This is a genomic window from Bradyrhizobium sp. CCBAU 53340, from assembly GCF_015291645.1.
In the GTDB taxonomy this organism is placed as follows: Bacteria; Pseudomonadota; Alphaproteobacteria; order Rhizobiales; family Xanthobacteraceae; genus Bradyrhizobium.
Window position 1 is genome coordinate 552,795 of the sequence record NZ_CP030056.1, and the last position, 16,945, is coordinate 569,739.

At 60.2% G+C, this 16,945-nt stretch carries 15 protein-coding genes; 7 read left to right on the plus strand and 8 right to left on the minus strand.

The window, feature by feature from the left end; translation table 11 throughout:
- Window positions 1–32: 32 nt before the first annotated feature.
- The 5 genes from XH89_RS39195 to XH89_RS39215 form a co-directional block, all read right to left on the minus strand.
- Window positions 33–908, minus strand: coding sequence for an ABC transporter permease (locus tag XH89_RS39195; RefSeq protein ID WP_128929951.1), 876 nt, complete (start codon window positions 906–908; stop codon window positions 33–35).
- A complete protein-coding gene (locus XH89_RS39200) occupies window positions 901–1,776 on the minus strand; it encodes an ABC transporter ATP-binding protein (protein WP_206733218.1) in 876 nt (291 codons plus the stop codon). Before XH89_RS39200 ends, XH89_RS39195 begins: the two co-directional genes overlap by 8 nt.
- Window positions 1,773–2,828: an ABC transporter substrate-binding protein gene (locus XH89_RS39205; RefSeq protein ID WP_128929950.1), complete on the minus strand. Its 1,056-nt coding sequence runs from the start codon at window positions 2,826–2,828 to the stop codon at window positions 1,773–1,775. Before XH89_RS39205 ends, XH89_RS39200 begins: the two co-directional genes overlap by 4 nt.
- A gap of 27 nt (window positions 2,829–2,855) precedes the next feature.
- On the minus strand, window positions 2,856–3,785 hold the full coding sequence (locus XH89_RS39210) for a TauD/TfdA family dioxygenase (RefSeq protein ID WP_128929949.1): 930 nt from the start codon (window positions 3,783–3,785) through the stop codon (window positions 2,856–2,858).
- Between the two features lie 114 nt (window positions 3,786–3,899).
- The gene (locus tag XH89_RS39215) at window positions 3,900–4,172 is read right to left on the minus strand and encodes a hypothetical protein (protein WP_128929948.1); all 273 of its coding nucleotides are present in this window, start codon (window positions 4,170–4,172) and stop codon (window positions 3,900–3,902) included.
- 253 nt (window positions 4,173–4,425) lie between these two features.
- Here XH89_RS39215 and XH89_RS39220 point away from each other — a divergent pair, with 253 nt between their 5' ends.
- The 6 genes from XH89_RS39220 to XH89_RS39240 all read left to right on the plus strand — a co-directional run bounded on the left by XH89_RS39220 (window position 4,426) and on the right by XH89_RS39240 (window position 12,525).
- Window positions 4,426–5,769 (plus strand): LLM class flavin-dependent oxidoreductase, encoded by a 1,344-nt coding sequence (locus XH89_RS39220; RefSeq protein ID WP_128929947.1) that lies wholly within the window; start codon window positions 4,426–4,428, stop codon window positions 5,767–5,769.
- Window positions 5,770–6,969: 1,200 nt separating this feature from the next.
- Entirely contained in the window at window positions 6,970–7,842 is an 873-nt protein-coding gene (locus XH89_RS39225; RefSeq protein WP_164934264.1) for a S1/P1 nuclease, read from the plus strand.
- 641 nt (window positions 7,843–8,483) lie between these two features.
- Window positions 8,484–8,684, plus strand: coding sequence for a hypothetical protein (locus tag XH89_RS41570; RefSeq protein ID WP_128929944.1), 201 nt, complete (start codon window positions 8,484–8,486; stop codon window positions 8,682–8,684).
- A 178-nt stretch (window positions 8,685–8,862) separates the two neighbouring features.
- The gene (locus XH89_RS39230; RefSeq protein ID WP_128929943.1) at window positions 8,863–9,975 is read left to right on the plus strand and encodes a Fic family protein; all 1,113 of its coding nucleotides are present in this window, start codon (window positions 8,863–8,865) and stop codon (window positions 9,973–9,975) included.
- A 388-nt stretch (window positions 9,976–10,363) separates the two neighbouring features.
- Complete coding sequence (locus XH89_RS39235; RefSeq protein ID WP_128929942.1) at window positions 10,364–11,416, plus strand: DNA-processing protein DprA; 1,053 nt, start codon at window positions 10,364–10,366, stop codon at window positions 11,414–11,416.
- Window positions 11,417–11,424: 8 nt separating this feature from the next.
- Window positions 11,425–12,525, plus strand: a complete 1,101-nt coding sequence (locus tag XH89_RS39240) for an HAD-IA family hydrolase (RefSeq protein WP_128929941.1) — start codon at window positions 11,425–11,427, stop codon at window positions 12,523–12,525.
- A 392-nt stretch (window positions 12,526–12,917) separates the two neighbouring features.
- Here XH89_RS39240 and XH89_RS39245 read toward each other — a convergent pair whose 3' ends face one another.
- Complete coding sequence (locus XH89_RS39245) at window positions 12,918–13,085, minus strand: DUF2934 domain-containing protein (protein WP_128929940.1); 168 nt, start codon at window positions 13,083–13,085, stop codon at window positions 12,918–12,920.
- Window positions 13,086–14,583: 1,498 nt separating this feature from the next.
- Here XH89_RS39245 and XH89_RS39250 point away from each other — a divergent pair.
- Complete coding sequence (locus tag XH89_RS39250) at window positions 14,584–14,736, plus strand: hypothetical protein (RefSeq protein ID WP_164934263.1); 153 nt, start codon at window positions 14,584–14,586, stop codon at window positions 14,734–14,736.
- Between the two features lie 72 nt (window positions 14,737–14,808).
- On the opposite strand, the gene panC is transcribed toward XH89_RS39250, so the two are convergent.
- Window positions 14,809–15,672: a pantoate--beta-alanine ligase gene (gene panC / locus XH89_RS39255; RefSeq protein WP_164934262.1), complete on the minus strand. Its 864-nt coding sequence runs from the start codon at window positions 15,670–15,672 to the stop codon at window positions 14,809–14,811.
- A gap of 4 nt (window positions 15,673–15,676) precedes the next feature.
- Entirely contained in the window at window positions 15,677–16,555 is an 879-nt protein-coding gene (gene panB / locus XH89_RS39260) for a 3-methyl-2-oxobutanoate hydroxymethyltransferase (protein WP_128929937.1), read from the minus strand.
- Window positions 16,556–16,945 lie beyond the last annotated feature (390 nt).

The following is a 16,945-nucleotide window of genomic DNA, read 5'->3' on the forward strand; positions in this document are numbered from 1 at the left end:
TCCCCAAGTTCGAACCATTACAATTGGCGCGCTCACGCCGAAACCGGCGCCTTCCAGCGCATGAAGCGCCGCTCGATCACCTCGAGCACAGCGTTGAACGCCAGCCCGATCACAGTGATGCCCAGGATGCCGAAATACATCTGCGGGATCAGGAAGCTGTACTGGCTGTTGATGATGAGATAGCCGAGCCCCGCCTTCGCCCCGACCATCTCGGAGGCGACCAGCACCAGCATGGCAGAGGCGCTGGCGAGGCGAATGCCGACGAAGATGGTCGGAAGCGCTGCCGGAAGAATGACCTTGCGGAACAATTGCTGCGGGCTCGCGCCCATGGTGCGCGCCGACTTGATCAGGAGCGGATCGACCTGCTTGACGGCGGCGATCGTGTTGAGCAGCAGCGGCCAGGCGCAACTGTAGATTACCATCGTGATCTTCGACATCTCGCCGATGCCGAGCAGCAGGATGAAGACCGGCAGCAGCGCCAGCGGCGCGGTGTTACGGCAGATTTCGATGAACTGGTTCAGGAGATTGCCGAGCCGCGCGTACCAGCCGACGAGAAGGCCAAGCGGAACGATCAAGGCAACCGAGATCAGAAACCCGCTCAAGGCACGCAGCAGGCTTGCTGACACGTCGTCATAGAGCTCGCCGCTCTGTGCGAGCTGCCAGCCGGCGGCAATCACCTCGGAGAACGGCGGCAGGAATACCGGATCGACCACCCCAAGTCGCGGGGCAACCTCCCACACCGACAGCAGCACGATGAGCAGCAGCGAGCGATGCCCCAATGCGCCGAGCGCGCGCAGGGCAGCATGAAGCCGGCCGGCGATCCGTGGGGATGCGCGATCTCCGCCTGACAACGCGTTCGGACGCCCATGCGCGAGCTCCAGCAGCGTCAGCGTTTCAAGGCTAGACATGCGCGATCTCCTTCACGTCACTGTTGCCGCGACGGACATCGGCGGGGCGGCTCGATTGTCCCTGCTGCGCCTTCTGCACCTCTTCCCGGAGCAGGCTCCATATCTCGTGCCTGACCTGACCGAACTCCGGCAGCGAACGCACGTCCTCATCTTCGCTGCGCAGCGAGGCCGGAATGTCGAAGATTTGCTTGATCCGGCCCGGGCGCGAGGTCATCACGGCCACGCGTTGGCCAAGCGCTACGGCCTCGTCTATGCCATGGGTGATAAAGACGATGGTCTTGCCGGTGGCGCGCCAGATCCGCAGCAGCTCGGTCTGGAGCGTCTCGCGCGTCTGGGCATCCAACGCGGCAAACGGCTCGTCCATCAGCAGCACCTCGGGATCGTAAGCAAGACTGCGGGCAATCGCGACGCGCTGCTTCATGCCGCCGGAGAGCTCGTGCGGATAGCGGCTGGCAAATCCGGACAGGCCAACGAGGTCGAGGAAATGCCGCGCGATCTCGCGTCGCTGCGCGGCCTTCAGCCCGGCGATGTCGAGCCCGAACTCGACATTCTCCAGGGCGGTGCGCCAGGGAAACAGCGCGTATTGCTGGAACACGATGCCGCGGTCGCGGCCGGGCCCTTTGATCTGCCGCCCGTCGAGCAGGATGCGGCCGCTGGTCGGCGTCGTCAGCCCACCCAACAGATCGAGCAGGGTCGATTTCCCGCAGCCGCTGGGACCGACCAGGGCCAGGAACTCACCAGTGCGAACATCGAGCGTGATGTCCTCGAGGGCGGTGAAACGGCCCAACGGGCCGCCTCCCTCGCCGCGCGTCACGAATTCCTTGCGGACGTGTTCGAAGCTGATTTTGATCGGGCTCGCTTGGGTCACTGGGCCTCCGCCGTCTTGCCGGGACGGAAATAGTTGAAGGCGTTGGTGTAGGTCTCGGAGGCCTTGACCTGGCCCGGCTTGAACAGACCGTCCTTCTCCAGCCAGTCGATCCACACCTGGATCTCGGCATCCGAGATCACCCCGCCTTTGCTCGCGACGCCCGTGCTCTTCCAGTATTTGATCGGCGTCGCGTCCTCATTACGTTTGCGCTCCGCGATGATGCGCCCGAAGCGCGCGCGCACCTCCTCGGGCGGCGTCGACTGCGCCCAAGCGATGGCGCGCGAAATGCCCTCGATCAGCTTGCGTGAGGCCTCCGGATTGTCCTTGATGAACTTGTCGCGCAGGACGTAGGAGCCGCCGGTGAAATTGCCGAACAGACCGGTGTCGTTGAACAGCGAGTGGATGCCGCCACGCTCCAGTGCCTTGTCGCGCAGCACGCCGCTAAGGGTGCTCACTTCGACCTGGCCCTGGCGTAAGGCCTGTTCACCGCTGACCGGCGGGATCGCGACCAGCGTCACCTGCTTGGCTTCCGCTGATGTCAAGCCGTTGCGGGCGAGATATTCGCGGAGCACAAATTCCAGATGGGCACCGAGCGTATTGACGGCGACCTTCTTGCCGATCAGGTCGCGCGCGGTCTTGATTGGGCTGTCGTCCCTGACGAAGTAGCCGTTATAGGTGTTGGCGTCCGAGCCGTAATAGCCGACCACGGCCTTGATGGGCGCCTTTGCCGCGATCAGCTTGAGGATCGCGCCGTAGAAAGCCCCGCCGATGTCGATATCCCCGGTCACCACGGTCTGGATGTCCTGTGGGCCGCTGATGGTGTTGCCGACCCATTTCAGCTTCAGGGGCGCCAGATAGCCGAGGTCGTCGGCGAGCTCGATGAAGGTCACCTGCCCCGCCCAGCCCTGATACCGGATCTCGCTCTTGTCGAGCGGCGGCTCGGCGAAGGCGGGAGCGGCAAGGCCCAATGCCAGCGCGCTGACAAGCAGCCGCCGTGCGGCGCTCCGTGCAGCACGATGCCGCGCTTGAAAAAATTGAAACAGAGAGTTCATGTGTCAAACCCGGTCAAGTGTTGGAGATCAAGCGGCCTTGGGCGCCTGCGCCTTCGGCGCCTTGACGCGCGTCACGCTGTGACGACCGTCGACGCTGACAGGCACTTCCCCATCGATGGTGGCGCGGCGGACGACGCGGTGCTGATCGCCATAATCGTTGACGGCGTAGTGCTGGGTTGCCCGGTTGTCCCAGATCGCGAGGTCACCGGCCTGCCAGGTCCAGCGTACGGTGTTCTCGGGCGCGGTGATGTGGGACTGGAAAAGCTCGAACAGCTTCTGGCCATCATATTTCGGCAAGCCGACGAAGCGCTGCACGAAGTTGCCGAGCACCAGGGTGCGTTCGCCGGTTTCGGGATGAACCCGCACGACCGGATGCTCCGTCTCATAGATCGTGCCGGTAAAAACCTCGTCGAAATGCTTGCGATCCGCTTCGCTCGCGGGCGTCTTCACCGCGTAGTCGTAAGCGTTGCTGTGGACCGCCCAGAGCTCGTCGGCAAGCTTGCGCAGCGGCGCCGGCAGGTCGAGATAGGCCGCCGCCGTGTTCGACCACACGGTATCGCCGCCGTATGGCGGGATCACAACGCCACGCAGCACCGAGATTTTCGGATAGGCATCGACGAAGGTGACGTCCGTGTGCCACTGGTCTGCACGACCGCCGCCACGACCTGAATCGAGCTCCAGGATCGATGAAGTGCCCTTGGTCGCACCGACCGTCGGATGCGGCACGAGCTTACCGAGCCTGATAGCAAAGCGCTCCTGCTCGGCATCGTCGAGATGCCCCTGGTTGCGGAAGAAGGTGACCTTGTGCTCCAGCAGCACATGATTGATGGCGCGAATGACGTCGTCGGACAAATCGCCTGATAATTTGACGTTCCGGATTTCGGCACCGAGCCGGGCCGCACGTTTGACGATATCGGCGCGCGGAATGACGTTGTCGATGGTGATCGGGTTGCTCATGATCGTATCTCTCATTGAATTCGTGGACAAAGCTCCGCCATACGCCGGTCATGCCGGCGGCGGCGGACAGTGACGGGTGGTTTCCTGGTTGGCCCTAGGGGATCACGTCGGCGGCTAGACAGTCGGCAGCAGGCGGATCCCGGCGGTACAGCTCTCCGCCATCGCCGCAGTGCGAAGCGATGCGCACAGCACCATTAGCCGGGCCACATTGCGAACGATGTTTGGATCGGATTGCCGCATGGTGAACGACCTCGCTTGGACGTTGCCGATGGTAAAAGCGATGGCGCTCCAGTCAATGAAACGAAACCAGCGTTGTTTTCGGCGCCGCGCAATGATCGCTTCGTTGGGACGGCGAGCACGGAAAGATTTGCGATCATGACGGCCCATGCGAGCGCCTCACATGCGCGAAGACGAGCAAAATCGAGCCAACGGACGCACGAAACGACGCGGTTCATTTGCCTTGATCACCAGCACGAACGCACTCATCTCCCGCTAGCGACGCGCTCGTATCGTTCATGCTCGCTTCGCCGACAACAACGCAAATTCATTACATCGACAGCTTTGCGAGCATCGACATAGAGTCAACTGCAACGCGCGCGGTGACGCCGCGATCCGGAGATAACCAACCATTGCGAGCCAGATGATGAGCAAACGCCAGCTTTCCCTCAACTTCTTCATCTATCCGGACGGTCATCACGAGGCCGCGTGGCGGCACAAGGCCTCGACGACGGACCGCATTCTCGACGTCACCTACTATCAGGAACTGGCGCAACGCGCCGAAGCGCACAAGTTCGACGCGGTCTTCTTCGCCGACGGGCCGGTGCTCTCGGATAACGTCCGCTACGCGCAGCGCTTCCGGCTCGAGCCGATCACGCTTCTCGCCGCGATCGCGTCGGCTACCACGCACATCGGCCTGATCGCGACCGCTTCAACCACCTACACCGAACCCTACAATCTCGCTCGGCTGTTCGCGTCGCTCGATCACCTCAGCCGCGGGCGTGCAGGATGGAACATCGTGACGACAAGCTCGCCACAGGCAGCGCAGAACTTCGGCCTGCCTGAGCATCCTCCGCATCACGAGCGGTACGAGCGGGCGCGCGAATATCTCGATGTCGTCACCGCGCTATGGGACAGCTGGGAGGACGATGCGCTCGTCAATGACCCCGTCTCCGGCATTTTCGCTGATACCAGCAAGATCCACGCGATCGACCATATAGGGAAATACTTCCGCGTGCGCGGCCCGCTCAACGTCTCACGGACGCCGCAGGGCCGGCCCGTCTATGTCCAGGCCGGCTCTTCCGAGGACGGACGCGCCTTCGCAGCGCGCTTTGCCGAGGCCATCTTCACGGCGCACCAGACGTTGGCGAGCGCGCAGGAGTTCTATGCCGACATCAAACGGCAGGCGCGTGCGTTCGATCGCAGCCCTGACCAGATCAAGATCCTGCCCGGCATCTCGCCGTTCATCGCCAGCACACAAGCGGAGGCCGACCGGCTTCAGGACGAGTTCAACGCGCTGATCCAGCCGGAGTTCTCGCTCGCCCAGCTCCGCCAGATGACCGGGCTCGACCTCGCCGGCTTTGATCTCGATGGCCCCTTCCCACGTCACCTGATCGATACCGACGGTGCGCATGGCGTTGCCAGCCGCTTCAAGCTGATCGTCGACATCATCGATCGCGAAAAGCCCACGATCCGCCAGCTGGTGCAGCGCCTCGCCGGTGCGCGCGGGCATTGGGTCATCGCCGGCCCCCCGGAAAAGATCGCCGACAACATCCAGACCTGGTTCGAGAACGGCGCAGCCGACGGTTTCAACGTCATGCCTCCGTGGCTGCCGGGCGGGTTCGACCTGTTCGCCGAACAGGTCGTGCCGATCTTGCGCAAGCGCGGCCTCTTCCGCCGTGATTATGCGGGCAGCAGTCTGCGCGATCACTACGGTTTGAGCCGCCCGGCCAGCCTGTTCTCGGGCGCCGTGCGGGCCATTGCGTGAGGGTGGAAAACCAGTCGGGCCGTGCGCACGTCGTCTCTTCAGCAAGGTGCGTTGCCGGTTTTGAACAGAATGTCCGCCTCAGAACCGTCCAGCCTGACCAATTCGCAGCGCCGAAACGCCAAGCCAGTCGTTGAAAGCAGCAAGAAAAAATGCCGTGATCGCAGCACGTCTGGCGATCCGTCGATAAGAACGCGGGCGCCAGTTTCGGACGCCTCGATTAGTATACAGTTGCGCCACCATCGCCCGTCCGCTGCCAGGAGGGTCATCCGATGTTCATGTTCAAAACGGACGAATCGGGTTCCTCTCTTGGTCGGGAGCATCAAGACTCCGCCTGACGGCGCCTTCAAACAAAATCATTGCAATTAGAAGTCGAAGAGCAGAAGGCCAGCGCACGTCTCTGCCCAGACCGAAACATCAAAGTAACTGTGGCTTGATCCGCGCCGGCTCCGATCTAGCGGTTCTCTATAAAAAGGTGAATGCAAACAGGCTTGCGCACAGGAGGACAAATCCCGCTCCAGTCAGGCCCAGGAAGCTTCCTGAGATGAGATCATGTTCGCGCATGAGTGCCTCAGCTGTCTCTGCCAGCTTCGAATCAGAGCAGGTTTGGAGCGGCTGTTGTTAGCCCGCTTGCTCGCACTTTTTCGGCTATTGCGCGTTGAAAATGCATTTTTTGGACACTGCTCGAGACGACTGAGGCGTGTTGCAGCAGCAGGCCTCGTTTAAGGCTTGGCATACGACTTAAGCTGCTTGGACGTTGGCCGTACAAGATGGTCCAGAACCTCCGTCCAGGTAGATGTGAGCGGCTTCATAATTGCGATAAGAGTTCGGGAGTATCCTTTCGACATGCGTGGGTCTCTGATTGTCCTTGCCATCTTTGCAATTATCTTGGCCGTGCGCGGACACCAGCGTGAGAGTGTCGCGTTGCGTCCGACGGAAGCCATGCCGCCTGTCAACGTACCTTAAGGCTTGGCGGGAGCAAGGAATGCGTTGGCAAGATGCTGATCATTTGGGGCGTTTATCTCGTCAGTCAGATTCGAAGAACTATCCGCCGGCGCCGGTCGAGGGCAGAGCGCGGTGAGCAGCGCTATCGGAAGCGTTGAGACAGCCCAATCCGCGGAAACGTTCCGCCGTGCCCGCGAGATGCGGCGAGAGCCGACACAACCATCTGTTTGACATGCGATGCGTTTTTTGGAGGTTGCCGTGACAAAGCTTAGAGTTCTACTTCCCGCCTGCATTACCATCCTGGCGGGCAGCACGTCGACTGCGCTCGCGTGGGGACAGCTCGGGCATTCCGTGATTGCTGAGCTCGCGCAGCGACATCTCACCCCGGCTGCCACGACCAAGCTCAAGGACCTGATCGGAGAGACCTCGTTGGCGTCGATCTCGAACTGGGCTGACGACTACAAGTTCACGGCAGAAGGGAAGAACACGTATCGCTGGCACTTCGTCGACATCGATGTCGCCCGCGCCACTTATGATTCCGCGCTGGACTGCAATGAGGCAAACAATCAGGGCACTTGCATCGTGCGGGGCCTGCCTGAGGCGATTGCGGTGTTAAAGGACACTTCGCGCAGTAAGGACGACAGGCTGCGTGCGCTCAAGCTGGTGGTTCATCTTGCGGGTGATCTTGAGCAACCGCTTCACGCAAGTGAACGGGATGGCGACCAGGGTGGTAACAAGTTGCACGTCATATTGCGTGCCAAACGCTCGGATGGAACGTCATACACGCGCGCATCGACGTTTCACAGCATGTGGGATGATTCTCTGATCGACCTTCAGGCCTATTCGTGGGGAAGCTATGCGGACGCAATCGACGGTGCATCGTTGCCGGCGGTTGAGCCCGCTCCCTATGATGAGGCACGCATCGCTGCTTGGGCCAATGACACCCATGCGCTCGGGATAAGGGCCTATCAGCTTCTGCCTCAAGGTGCGCCGGAGCAGAACGACGCTGGTCATCCCATTGAGCTCGGAGCGGAGTATGCCGCTGCCGTCAAATCAGATCTTGATGGCGAGCTGGCAAAGGGAGCTGCGCGATTGAAAGCCATCCTTGAGGATGCACTTGGAGATTCGTGATGTGAGGCGAGCGTTGACCAACAGACGCGTCCGATCACAACTTTGTTCATCTCTCGAAGGCAACGCGAAACGCCGCCGTTGATTTGATATTTCTGCGCCCTTATTTGCGTCCTAGAGGTGGCGTCGGCTGCTACAGCACCGCCAGCTCGTTTGATGAAACCAAGGCTGGAAATGCAGTCGACGACGAAGCATTTGGACGAGATGAGAGGACCGTCGGCTCCAGCTCTCGGGGACGGTTTCGTTGTTGCGCTATTTGGACGGCGGCCACAGCGGGCTATCCGCCCACTTCCGCGCAGCTGGATCGTGCAGGGGATCGCCTCCGCAGGCGAGGCAGACGTAGCCCGGCCGGCCGGGCGCCTCGTCGTCAGGCACGGCCGTCATCGGCTTGCCGCAGGTCGGGCACAGGGTTTCGGCTTGCGTAGAGCCTTGTGATCGGATTTCCCCCCGTGTCGCGCGGCGATCAGGATGGAAGGCGCTTCCTACCCAGATTGCCGCGCTACACCTCCGCTGTGAGCTTAGTTTCTCTGGCGCCGTGAGCTCAAGCAGATCCTTTAAATCCGTCCGACGCATCAGCAGGCCCTTGACGGAACGCGCATCCGGCAATGATATTCGGGTTATCAGTGATGTTGCGGGGGGGCGTCGTGGAAGAGTTCTATAGTGGCTTTGCGCAGCGGGCGCGCGATCTAGCAGAGAAAGCCGACCCATTCACCAAGCGGCGGCTTCTCGACCTCGCCCAGCGTTACGATCTGAAGAGCAGACCGGGATCGCCAGGCGTTCGGTCCCTCCCGCCGCCCCGCGCAACGCCGCCGACGGTGCTCTTCTCCGGCGCTGGCGAAGTGTGATCCAACCCTTCGAAGCGATTACCGCCCGCCCGAGACGGTTATCTTCTCCGGACTCTCATTACGCAGGTCCCCGAATTCTCTTGCTGAGATTATGGCAATTTTCTCATCATTTGTTGCAGAGAATAGCTTGTCAGCGCAATGATTAGCTTGCATAATCTCTGCAAGAGATGATGAGATTATGGCCTACATTCATGAACTGCCTGCTTGGCCCACATTCACTTGGGATATGCAGCGGATTGCAGACCGATTGGCGGCGGTCCGTCATAAGCAGGGCCGCCTGCTCGGCCGGATGGAGCGGCTCGGATTCCCCCTCAAAACTGAGGCTACTCTTCAGACCCTCACTGAAGAAGTGGTGAAGTCGAGTGAGATCGAGGGTGAGATCCTCGATCATGCGCAGGTTCGGTCCTCCATCGCTCGTCATCTTGGTATGGACATTGGGGGCCTTATCCCTGCCGACCGGTACGTCGAAGGCGTGGTCGAGATGATCCTCGACGCCACCGAACACTATGCCGAGGAGCTAACTGCCGAACGCCTCTTCGGCTGGCATGCCGCGCTCTTCCCCACTGGGCGCAGCGGTATGACCAAGATAGTCGTCGGCGCGTGGCGGACGGTCGAGACTGGACCCATGCAAGTTGTCTCGGGCCCGATGGGTCGCGAGCGCGTACACTATGAAGCTCCATCGGCCGAGCGTCTCGATGCGCAGATGCAGACCTTCTTGGAGTGGTTTAACCGTAATATCGTTAGCATCGATCCCGTGTTGAAGGCCGCTCTCGCTCATCTTTGGTTCGTGACCATCCATCCATTTGAAGACGGCAACGGTCGTATTGCGCGTGCGATCGCTGACCTTGCGCTGGCAAGATCAGAGCGGAGCCCGCAAAGGTTTTACAGTATGTCCGCGCAGATTCGGCGCGAGCGGAACGACTACTACTCAATTCTCGAGCGGATCCAGAAAGGAAACCTCGACATCACCGATTGGATGGCGTGGTTCCTGGATTGCTTAGATCGCGCCTTTGACAACGCGGATGCCATTCTCGGGAGAATTCTCCAGAAAGCGGACTTCTGGGATCGTCATGCGGCTCGCCAGCTCAATGAACGTCAACGAACTGTGCTTAATTGCCTGTTCGATGGATTTGAGGGCAAGCTAACGTCCTCAAAGTGGGCAAAGCTAACGAAGGTCTCCCAGGCGACGGCGGCAAGGGACATTGAGGAATTGATCGAACATGGCATCCTTAAGAAAGATGCCGCCGGGGGCAGAAGCACCAGCTACTCGCTCGTTGACACACACAGCTGATGGCGGAACGGGAAGGATGAGGAGGAAGAAGCATTTGAGAAGATCCTCTCAACGCAACTTAACCGCAACATCGACGTCGTTAATTCGTCGAGACAAGAACTCTCGTTGCTGAGGCTTCCTCAACACGGGTGATCGGCTCTATCAACCTGCTGATCGAGTAGGCCGGCTTGCCTGCTTACGCTGTGATGACCTATTGTGCAGATGTCCATCGATGTGCGGATGCCAAGCGCAAGTTCGTGTTCACGGCAATCTTGATCCTTCGCCGCCGCCGATCTCCTAGGGTGCTCGCCATTTACTGCGTTAACCTCGGACTCGTTCATCCTCGTCCTTAAGAGAGACTGTCGTTCTAGAACGCCGAAGTAGGGCAATTTGAAAGGCGTTGAATGCGATGATTGGCACCGAGACACGAACTGCAGCCGGCATTCTCACACTCACCGCTTTGCGCGGTATCGGCCCTGCTACGGCCGAGCGTCTCGCTGAACGATTCTCGCTTCTTGAAGCGATTTTGGGCGCCGAGCCTGCGAAGCTTCGATCGGTCGTTTCGGCCGCGGTGGCTGAATGCCTTCAGGAGCCCGCCGCCATTGTTAAAGCCAGCGAGAAGGCACAGCGAGTGCTCGACGAGGCGGATCGGCGTGGGGTGCGTGTTCTGTCGATCTTCGATACGGATTATCCAGTGGCTCTGCGCTCTCTTGCCGATCGCCCGCCCATCCTGTTTGTGAAGGGCCAGCTTCCGCCGCGCCGCAGCGTCGCTTGCATCGGCACGCGCGAGCCGTCCGAATTCGGCGAAATCGTCAGCGATAGGATCGTGGAGACACTGGTCGGCGCCAATTGGGCGATCGTGAGTGGCCTTGCGATCGGCGTCGATACGTTGAGCCACCAAAGCGCATTGCATCACGGCGGGCGGACCGTCGCTGTGATGGCGGGTGGTCTTGAGGGCATTTACCCGAAGCAGAATAGCAAGCTCGCCGAAGAGATTCTGGAAAAGGATGGCGCGCTGATCAGCGAGCAGCCTTTCGGCGTGCCGCCATCCCCGCGCAATCTTGTGCAGCGCGATCGCCTGCAAAGCGGGCTTTCGATAGCAACCTTTGTCATGCAGACAGACATCAAGGGCGGCTCGATGCACACGGTGCGCTTCACGATCCAACAGGACCGCGTGCTGTTTGCGCCAGTGCCGCAGGGCCGTCATGCCACAGAGCCTAAGAGCCAGGGCATCTTGGCCATGACGCAGTTGCCCGCGAGCCGCTTCGCCGAAGCTGTGCGGGCTGAAGGTGACTACCGACGCATACTCGCCGAGAGGTATGGCAACCGCCCGGTGGCTGTGCCGCTAGCCAGCAAGGAAGACTACGCCTCCATGCTTGGCTTATTGGAAAGCCGCTTGGCTGGTGGCGAAACCCAAACAGTCGCTCCGCCGTCGTCACCCACGCAGATGTCGATGCTCTAACGGCTGGGATGTTCCTGTTTGACCTCGACATGACGCTTTTCGATAGCTCGGCCATTGCGCAGCAACGTCGCTTTCAGATGTGGGACAATGTCCGGCAGAATATGCATCTGATCCGGCCGTTCCCCGCGCAAGGCCGCGCGGCGCCTCATGAGCTTCCCGCCCTTCTCAGGGCGGACGGACAGAGGATCGGCATCGTCACCTCTTCGCCTGAATGGTACGCGACTTCAGTCCTCCAGCAATTCCGCATCCCTTACGACGTGCTGGTCAGCTACGGCAATACCCAGAACCACAAACCCGACCCCGAGCCGATCCTGGAAGCGCTACGTCGTGTCGGCGTGGCTGCGACGACGGAAACGCTCTACATCGGTGATGATGTCGGTGACATCGAAGCCAGTTACCATGCCGGGGTGACTTCTGTTGCGGTCCGATGGGGGCCTACGTCAATCTTCGAGCTTTCCTCCAGTGCACCGGACGTCTTCATGTCGAAGGCATCCACCTTGCTGAGACGCGAACATTCCTGGCCGCGGCTATATTGGCGAAGCGTGAGCGCAGCCGTGTTGTCGCTGAAGAGTGATGATACCCACGCCAAGATTCTCGGTGAGGCCGTAGGTCGAGCCATCGCAACCCTCGACTGGGCACCGGACTATGTTGTGCCGGTTCCGATGAAGCCTTCTCAACAGCGCAATCGCTTTGAATTGCTGCTCAATGAGGCAGCAGATCATTTCGATGAGGACATCGAACTGGAGCTGAAGGGCCTGCGTGTCGTCAAGGAAATCGAGGGCTACAAGCAGATGAATTCGCTGGAGCGCGCCGAAGCAATCAAAGGCGCTTTCCATTCTAATTTCAGATGGAACAATAACAAGATCTTGCTGATCGACGATGTCTACACGACCGGGGAGACCACCGGGGAATGTGTCCGGACACTCGCCGCCAGCGGCGCCGGCGAAGTCAGGATCATGACGCTGGCGAAGGACCAGCGGGTATTTGCTCGCAAGACCTGCCCCGCCTGCGGTCGCTCTATGAAAATCCGGGAGAATCACACAACCCATTTCAAATTCTGGGGCTGCTCGGGTTATCCTCACCACTGCCAAAACACTGAAAACTTCTAGAGCATGATCCCGAGAAGTGTGCAGCGGTTTTCGGAGGCTCAAACAATAACCTAAAGCGCGACGAGGATTCATCTCATTCTCATCGCGCTTTAATGTGCGCGTGAGCGATTGATCCGCGCTCCAAGCCAGAAAACATGCCGAGCGAGCGCGGAACGAACGACGCCATCGACAACGACCGGCATTGAAGAAGAGGAAGACGGACGTGGATCTGAATGGCCAGCGGTTTGAGGCCCGTCCAATCAGACGTGCAGAGCTCACGCGAGATGAGAGTTGACGTTGACGAATAACCCGGCCGAACCGTTTCCACCCGTCTGCTCGTCGCTCACTCCGCTCGGGCGGTCTTGCGGGCACGCACAACATGATCCCGTGTAGAGAGTGCCAAACGGCGGCGGCTAAATCGCGTCAGGCGAGCCATTTTCCGGAGCGCCGCGCTCTGCCTGCTCCTGCAGCTCGCGTTCGGCTTGATGCCAGAATTCGAGTTCGCGCCCTTCCGGCCTGCCTGCTTTCTCCCAGAGCTCGTGGGCCTTGTTTTTGATCTGCTCTTCGGTCGGGAATGCCATGGCGGACTCCGCGGGGGCACGGTCCCGCCTTTGGGGGGCTTTGGGGGTATGCGGCAGGACCGTGGGGGCACAAGGGCCCTTTCATTGAACCGCCCAGAAGCCAGCATGTTCCAATAACCAGGGCGAGGCATGAGATGCGCCCGAGCAAAATTAGCGCGCTCCAACCTCAGAAGGCCGGAAGGCCTAGCTAAATTTCCCCTCAGCACGATCTTACCTTCACGAGCGTATGATGCGTTTAGATGCAGACGTGCGGGCCGCTGCCGGCCGCCTTGGCGACCGGCTCCATCCGCGTGCAGCCAAAGGCGTCGCTAGAACACCGGCTTGCTTGTTGTCATGCGCTGCGGCTCGCCAGCTACAATCGCATCGAGAAAAGCGCTGTTGATATTGGTGCCCTCGCTGACAGCAGGCGACTTTACTTCCATCGCCTCCAGGGCACGGGGCTCTGTTCGGTGACGCGCTATCTCGATCGATGCGCTCGATCAACTTCTGAGAAAAGGCTAGCTCAAGTATGCGATCATTCTTCTCGAGCGCTTGGCCTAATCGGATCCACCGTAGCTAAACCTGGTATATTTGCTTGAGATCCGGCATCTGTGCGAGGCCGTCTTTGCCGGTGGCCAGGATGTTCAACACGAACCTTGAAAGTCACAGCCACGCCCTTCCCTAGCGCCACATCGTCGGCGTCGAGCGAAGTGCCTCAAGCGCGACCTGCCTTAGGCGCTCCGCTGTTGTCTCACCCTTGGTTGCGGCTTCGATCAACTTGGAGGCGACATGGGCACGAAGGCCAGTTTCACTGCGGGAGATCTCCTGGCAGACCTCATCAAGCACGGCGCGGAGAAGGACACTCGTCGCTGGGTCCAACACGGGCGACTCCGAAAACGTGAAGGAAAATAAGGGCACGAGCAGGCACGTTGCAAATTTGATCTTTCGTCTGAAAGTAGGACAATATAAACTGTTAGCCCGGATGACGCACCCAGGCCGGGTGTCAACGAACACGGACGACATTGCGCAACTAGGGGCAAGAACGGACCCGGCTGTCCTGGCGGAATTCGGCGTTGAACTGGGATTTGTTGATGATTTTCACCGCAGCGGGATTGCAACAGGCCGATCCAGCTGTTCAGCACGCCCCCCAACGGTTGGATGTGAACCCATCCGCTAGGCAGGCGCGGCCGAGCGGGTGGTCCGGAACTCGCCGCGCGCAGACGAACAATGGATTCGATGTCCGACCGTTTTCCCTATTATGAGATTTTGCTCACTCGCCGTGGCCGCGGCTGGTTCTGGTCGCTCTCGACGGATGAAGGGATGCTGGTCATGGCAGGTTCAAAACGTAGCCGGCTGGCCGCCCGGTATGAGGCTAACAGGGCTTTGTTTTTGCTGCTCAGCGCGCCAGGCGGCGCGCGACATCCAGCTTCACCGCCGCGAGCTGGCGAGCGGCCAGGTGTGCGGCGTTAGCTGCTGCGGCGCCGTCCCGAAATCAACCAGATATGTTCGGAGAATGATGATGACGAAGCGCGGACCGAAGGAGCTATCTCAAGCCGGCATCGTTTTTCCAAAGAAACCTCGCCCGGCAAAAGCAAAAAAGCTGACGGCGACAATGAAGCGTCGTGCACTCAAGGTGCAAAAGGTCGAACGAGCTGCAACATCATCGCAGTGAGCGCGGCTGGGATCAGCACGCGCGCTGGAGCACCGCCCTGCCTCCTGGCGCGACGGAGATCGTGCTCGCTTATCACCGCGCGGTCAGCCTGCGAGCCTCCGTGGTATCGAGCAGGATGTTGTCGATCAGCCGGGTTGAGCCAACATAACCTGCGACACAAATCGCAGCAGGACGCGTCAGCTCGCTTGTAGCTGGCGTGAGCGTTTCGGCATCGACGATTTCCAGGTATTGCAGCTCGTCGATCTCTATAGTCTGCCTGGCGAGTGACAACAGCCGGATGGAATCGCGCTCGCCTGCCTGAAAGACAGCCTTTGCTGCGAAAAGGCCGCGGCTGATGGAAAGGGCGCTGCTGCGTTCAGGAGCGCTGAGATAGCGGTTCCGGCTGCTCATGGCGAGCCCGTCCGGATCGCGAACCGTCGGGACGGTGACGATTTCGATCGGGAGATTGAGATCGGTGACCATCCGCCGCACTACGGCACATTGCTGAAAGTCCTTTTGTCCGAAGAACGCCAGATCAGGCTGCACCATGTTGAACAGCTTGCAGACGACGGTCGTAACACCCCGAAAGTGGCCGGGCCTGAACGGGCCACAGAGGGGCTGTGCCGGTGCACCCGGTTCGACAAAGGTGTCGAACCCCGACCGATACACTTCCTCCGCCCCGGGAGCAAAGATAATATCGACGTCAGCCTCGCGGCACAGTCGTTCGTCTCGGGGGAAGTCCCGTGGATACACGCTGAGATCTTCCTTCGGGCCAAACTGGGCCGGGTTGACGAAGATGCTGACGACCGTGGTGTTGCAGCGTGCCCGGCTCGCTTTAACAAGCGCGAGATGACCATCGTGCAGGTATCCCATTGTGGGCACAAATCCGACGCGACCATTCGGTTTGTGACCAGCGAGGGCGCGGCGCAGCTCGCGGACGGTTTTTATGGTGCGCACGACGCTAAATTCCGTCCCGCTCGCCTGGCGTCCAGTTTGCGACGACCTCCGCCAGGGATTCCGGCAAACGGTAGGACTCCTGAGCGTCCGGAAATGTGCCCTCCCGGACATCGGTCGCCCAGCTTGCGAGGGCATCCTGCAAGACCTGAAATCCGTTCGAATAGGGGCGCACGAATTTCGGCCGGTGCCCCTCCGTCAATCCGACCACGTCGTGGAACACGAGTACCTGGCCCGAACATTTCGCTCCCGCGCCGATCCCAATGGTCGGAATCTTCAGGATCTCGGTCACACGCGCTGCAAGCTCGGCCGGAATGCCCTCGAGCACGAGCGCAAAGCATCCCGCTTGCTCTAACCGGTGCGCGTCCTCGAGCAGTTGCAATGCAGCCTCGCTCGTGCGACCCTGCACCCTGAAGCCGCCCATGACGTTGACGCTTTGCGGGGTGAGGCCGAGGTGTCCCATCACCGGGATTTCGCATTGGACCAGCGCGCGTATCATGTCGATGCGCTTGGCGCCCCCTTCCAGCTTGACGGCATCTGCTCCCCGTTGCAGGAAGCCACCTGCGTTGCGGATAGTTTCCTGCGGGCTGACATGGAAGCTGAGAAACGGCATATCAGCCACGAGCAGCGCACGAGGTCTTGTGCGCGCGACAGCCTCCAGATGATAGTTCATCATCGGCATGCTGACCGGAAGGGTATTGTCGTAGCCGAGACAGACATTGCCGACGCTGTCGCCCACGAGGAGGATATCGACGATGGAATCGGCAATCCGCGCTGTCACGGCGTCATAGGCGGTGGTCATCGTTATGCGCCGCCGTTCCTCCTTCCATTGTTGAAGGAGCGGAATCGTCACTCGCGCACTGGGCGCTTGAGATATGTGGCTCATCTGCGATCCCCGGTTGTGTTCAATCCGCATTCGTTGCAGCTGCGCTTCTTAGGGGAGACGACAGAAATGGGTCAATGGTCAATTTAAGAAAGAGAAAATGTCTCTCTGAATGGCAACATCAGCAGGCCGGAGGTTTTGATGATTGCGCGATCATGGTGTGAGTACTTCTTCGCGTAACCAAATCCCGCGGCGTTGAGCACGTGGAGGGGCGCAACTGTTCCGGTGATGGACGGCTTGCGGCGCGCGGCCGGGGACATTGCAGACGAGGTTAGGCAACAGAAACACGTCTATTGCACGCCGAACCAAAAATGCCGCGCGGGTCTTAGGGACGTCCGAAAGGCAGCAGCGTCCCTTGGGCGCCAATGGCTTGATCTCGGAAAAGGCGACACG

What these genes read in the sequence shown, in the direction of transcription:
- XH89_RS39215 (WP_128929948.1), bottom strand. Translation starts at nt 4,172, where the DNA reads ATGGGCCGTCATGATCGCAAATCTTTCCGTGCTCGCCGTCCCAACGAA.
- panB (WP_128929937.1), bottom strand. Translation starts at nt 16,555, where the DNA reads ATGAGCCACATATCTCAAGCGCCCAGTGCGCGAGTGACGATTCCGCTC.
- XH89_RS39220 (WP_128929947.1), top strand. Translation starts at nt 4,426, where the DNA reads ATGATGAGCAAACGCCAGCTTTCCCTCAACTTCTTCATCTATCCGGAC.
- XH89_RS39210 (WP_128929949.1), bottom strand. Translation starts at nt 3,785, where the DNA reads ATGAGCAACCCGATCACCATCGACAACGTCATTCCGCGCGCCGATATC.
- XH89_RS39195 (WP_128929951.1), bottom strand. Translation starts at nt 908, where the DNA reads ATGTCTAGCCTTGAAACGCTGACGCTGCTGGAGCTCGCGCATGGGCGT.
- XH89_RS39230 (WP_128929943.1), top strand. Translation starts at nt 8,863, where the DNA reads ATGGCCTACATTCATGAACTGCCTGCTTGGCCCACATTCACTTGGGAT.
- XH89_RS39205 (WP_128929950.1), bottom strand. Translation starts at nt 2,828, where the DNA reads ATGAACTCTCTGTTTCAATTTTTTCAAGCGCGGCATCGTGCTGCACGG.
- XH89_RS39250 (WP_164934263.1), top strand. Translation starts at nt 14,584, where the DNA reads ATGACGAAGCGCGGACCGAAGGAGCTATCTCAAGCCGGCATCGTTTTT.
- XH89_RS39240 (WP_128929941.1), top strand. Translation starts at nt 11,425, where the DNA reads ATGTTCCTGTTTGACCTCGACATGACGCTTTTCGATAGCTCGGCCATT.
- XH89_RS39245 (WP_128929940.1), bottom strand. Translation starts at nt 13,085, where the DNA reads ATGGCATTCCCGACCGAAGAGCAGATCAAAAACAAGGCCCACGAGCTC.
- XH89_RS39235 (WP_128929942.1), top strand. Translation starts at nt 10,364, where the DNA reads ATGATTGGCACCGAGACACGAACTGCAGCCGGCATTCTCACACTCACC.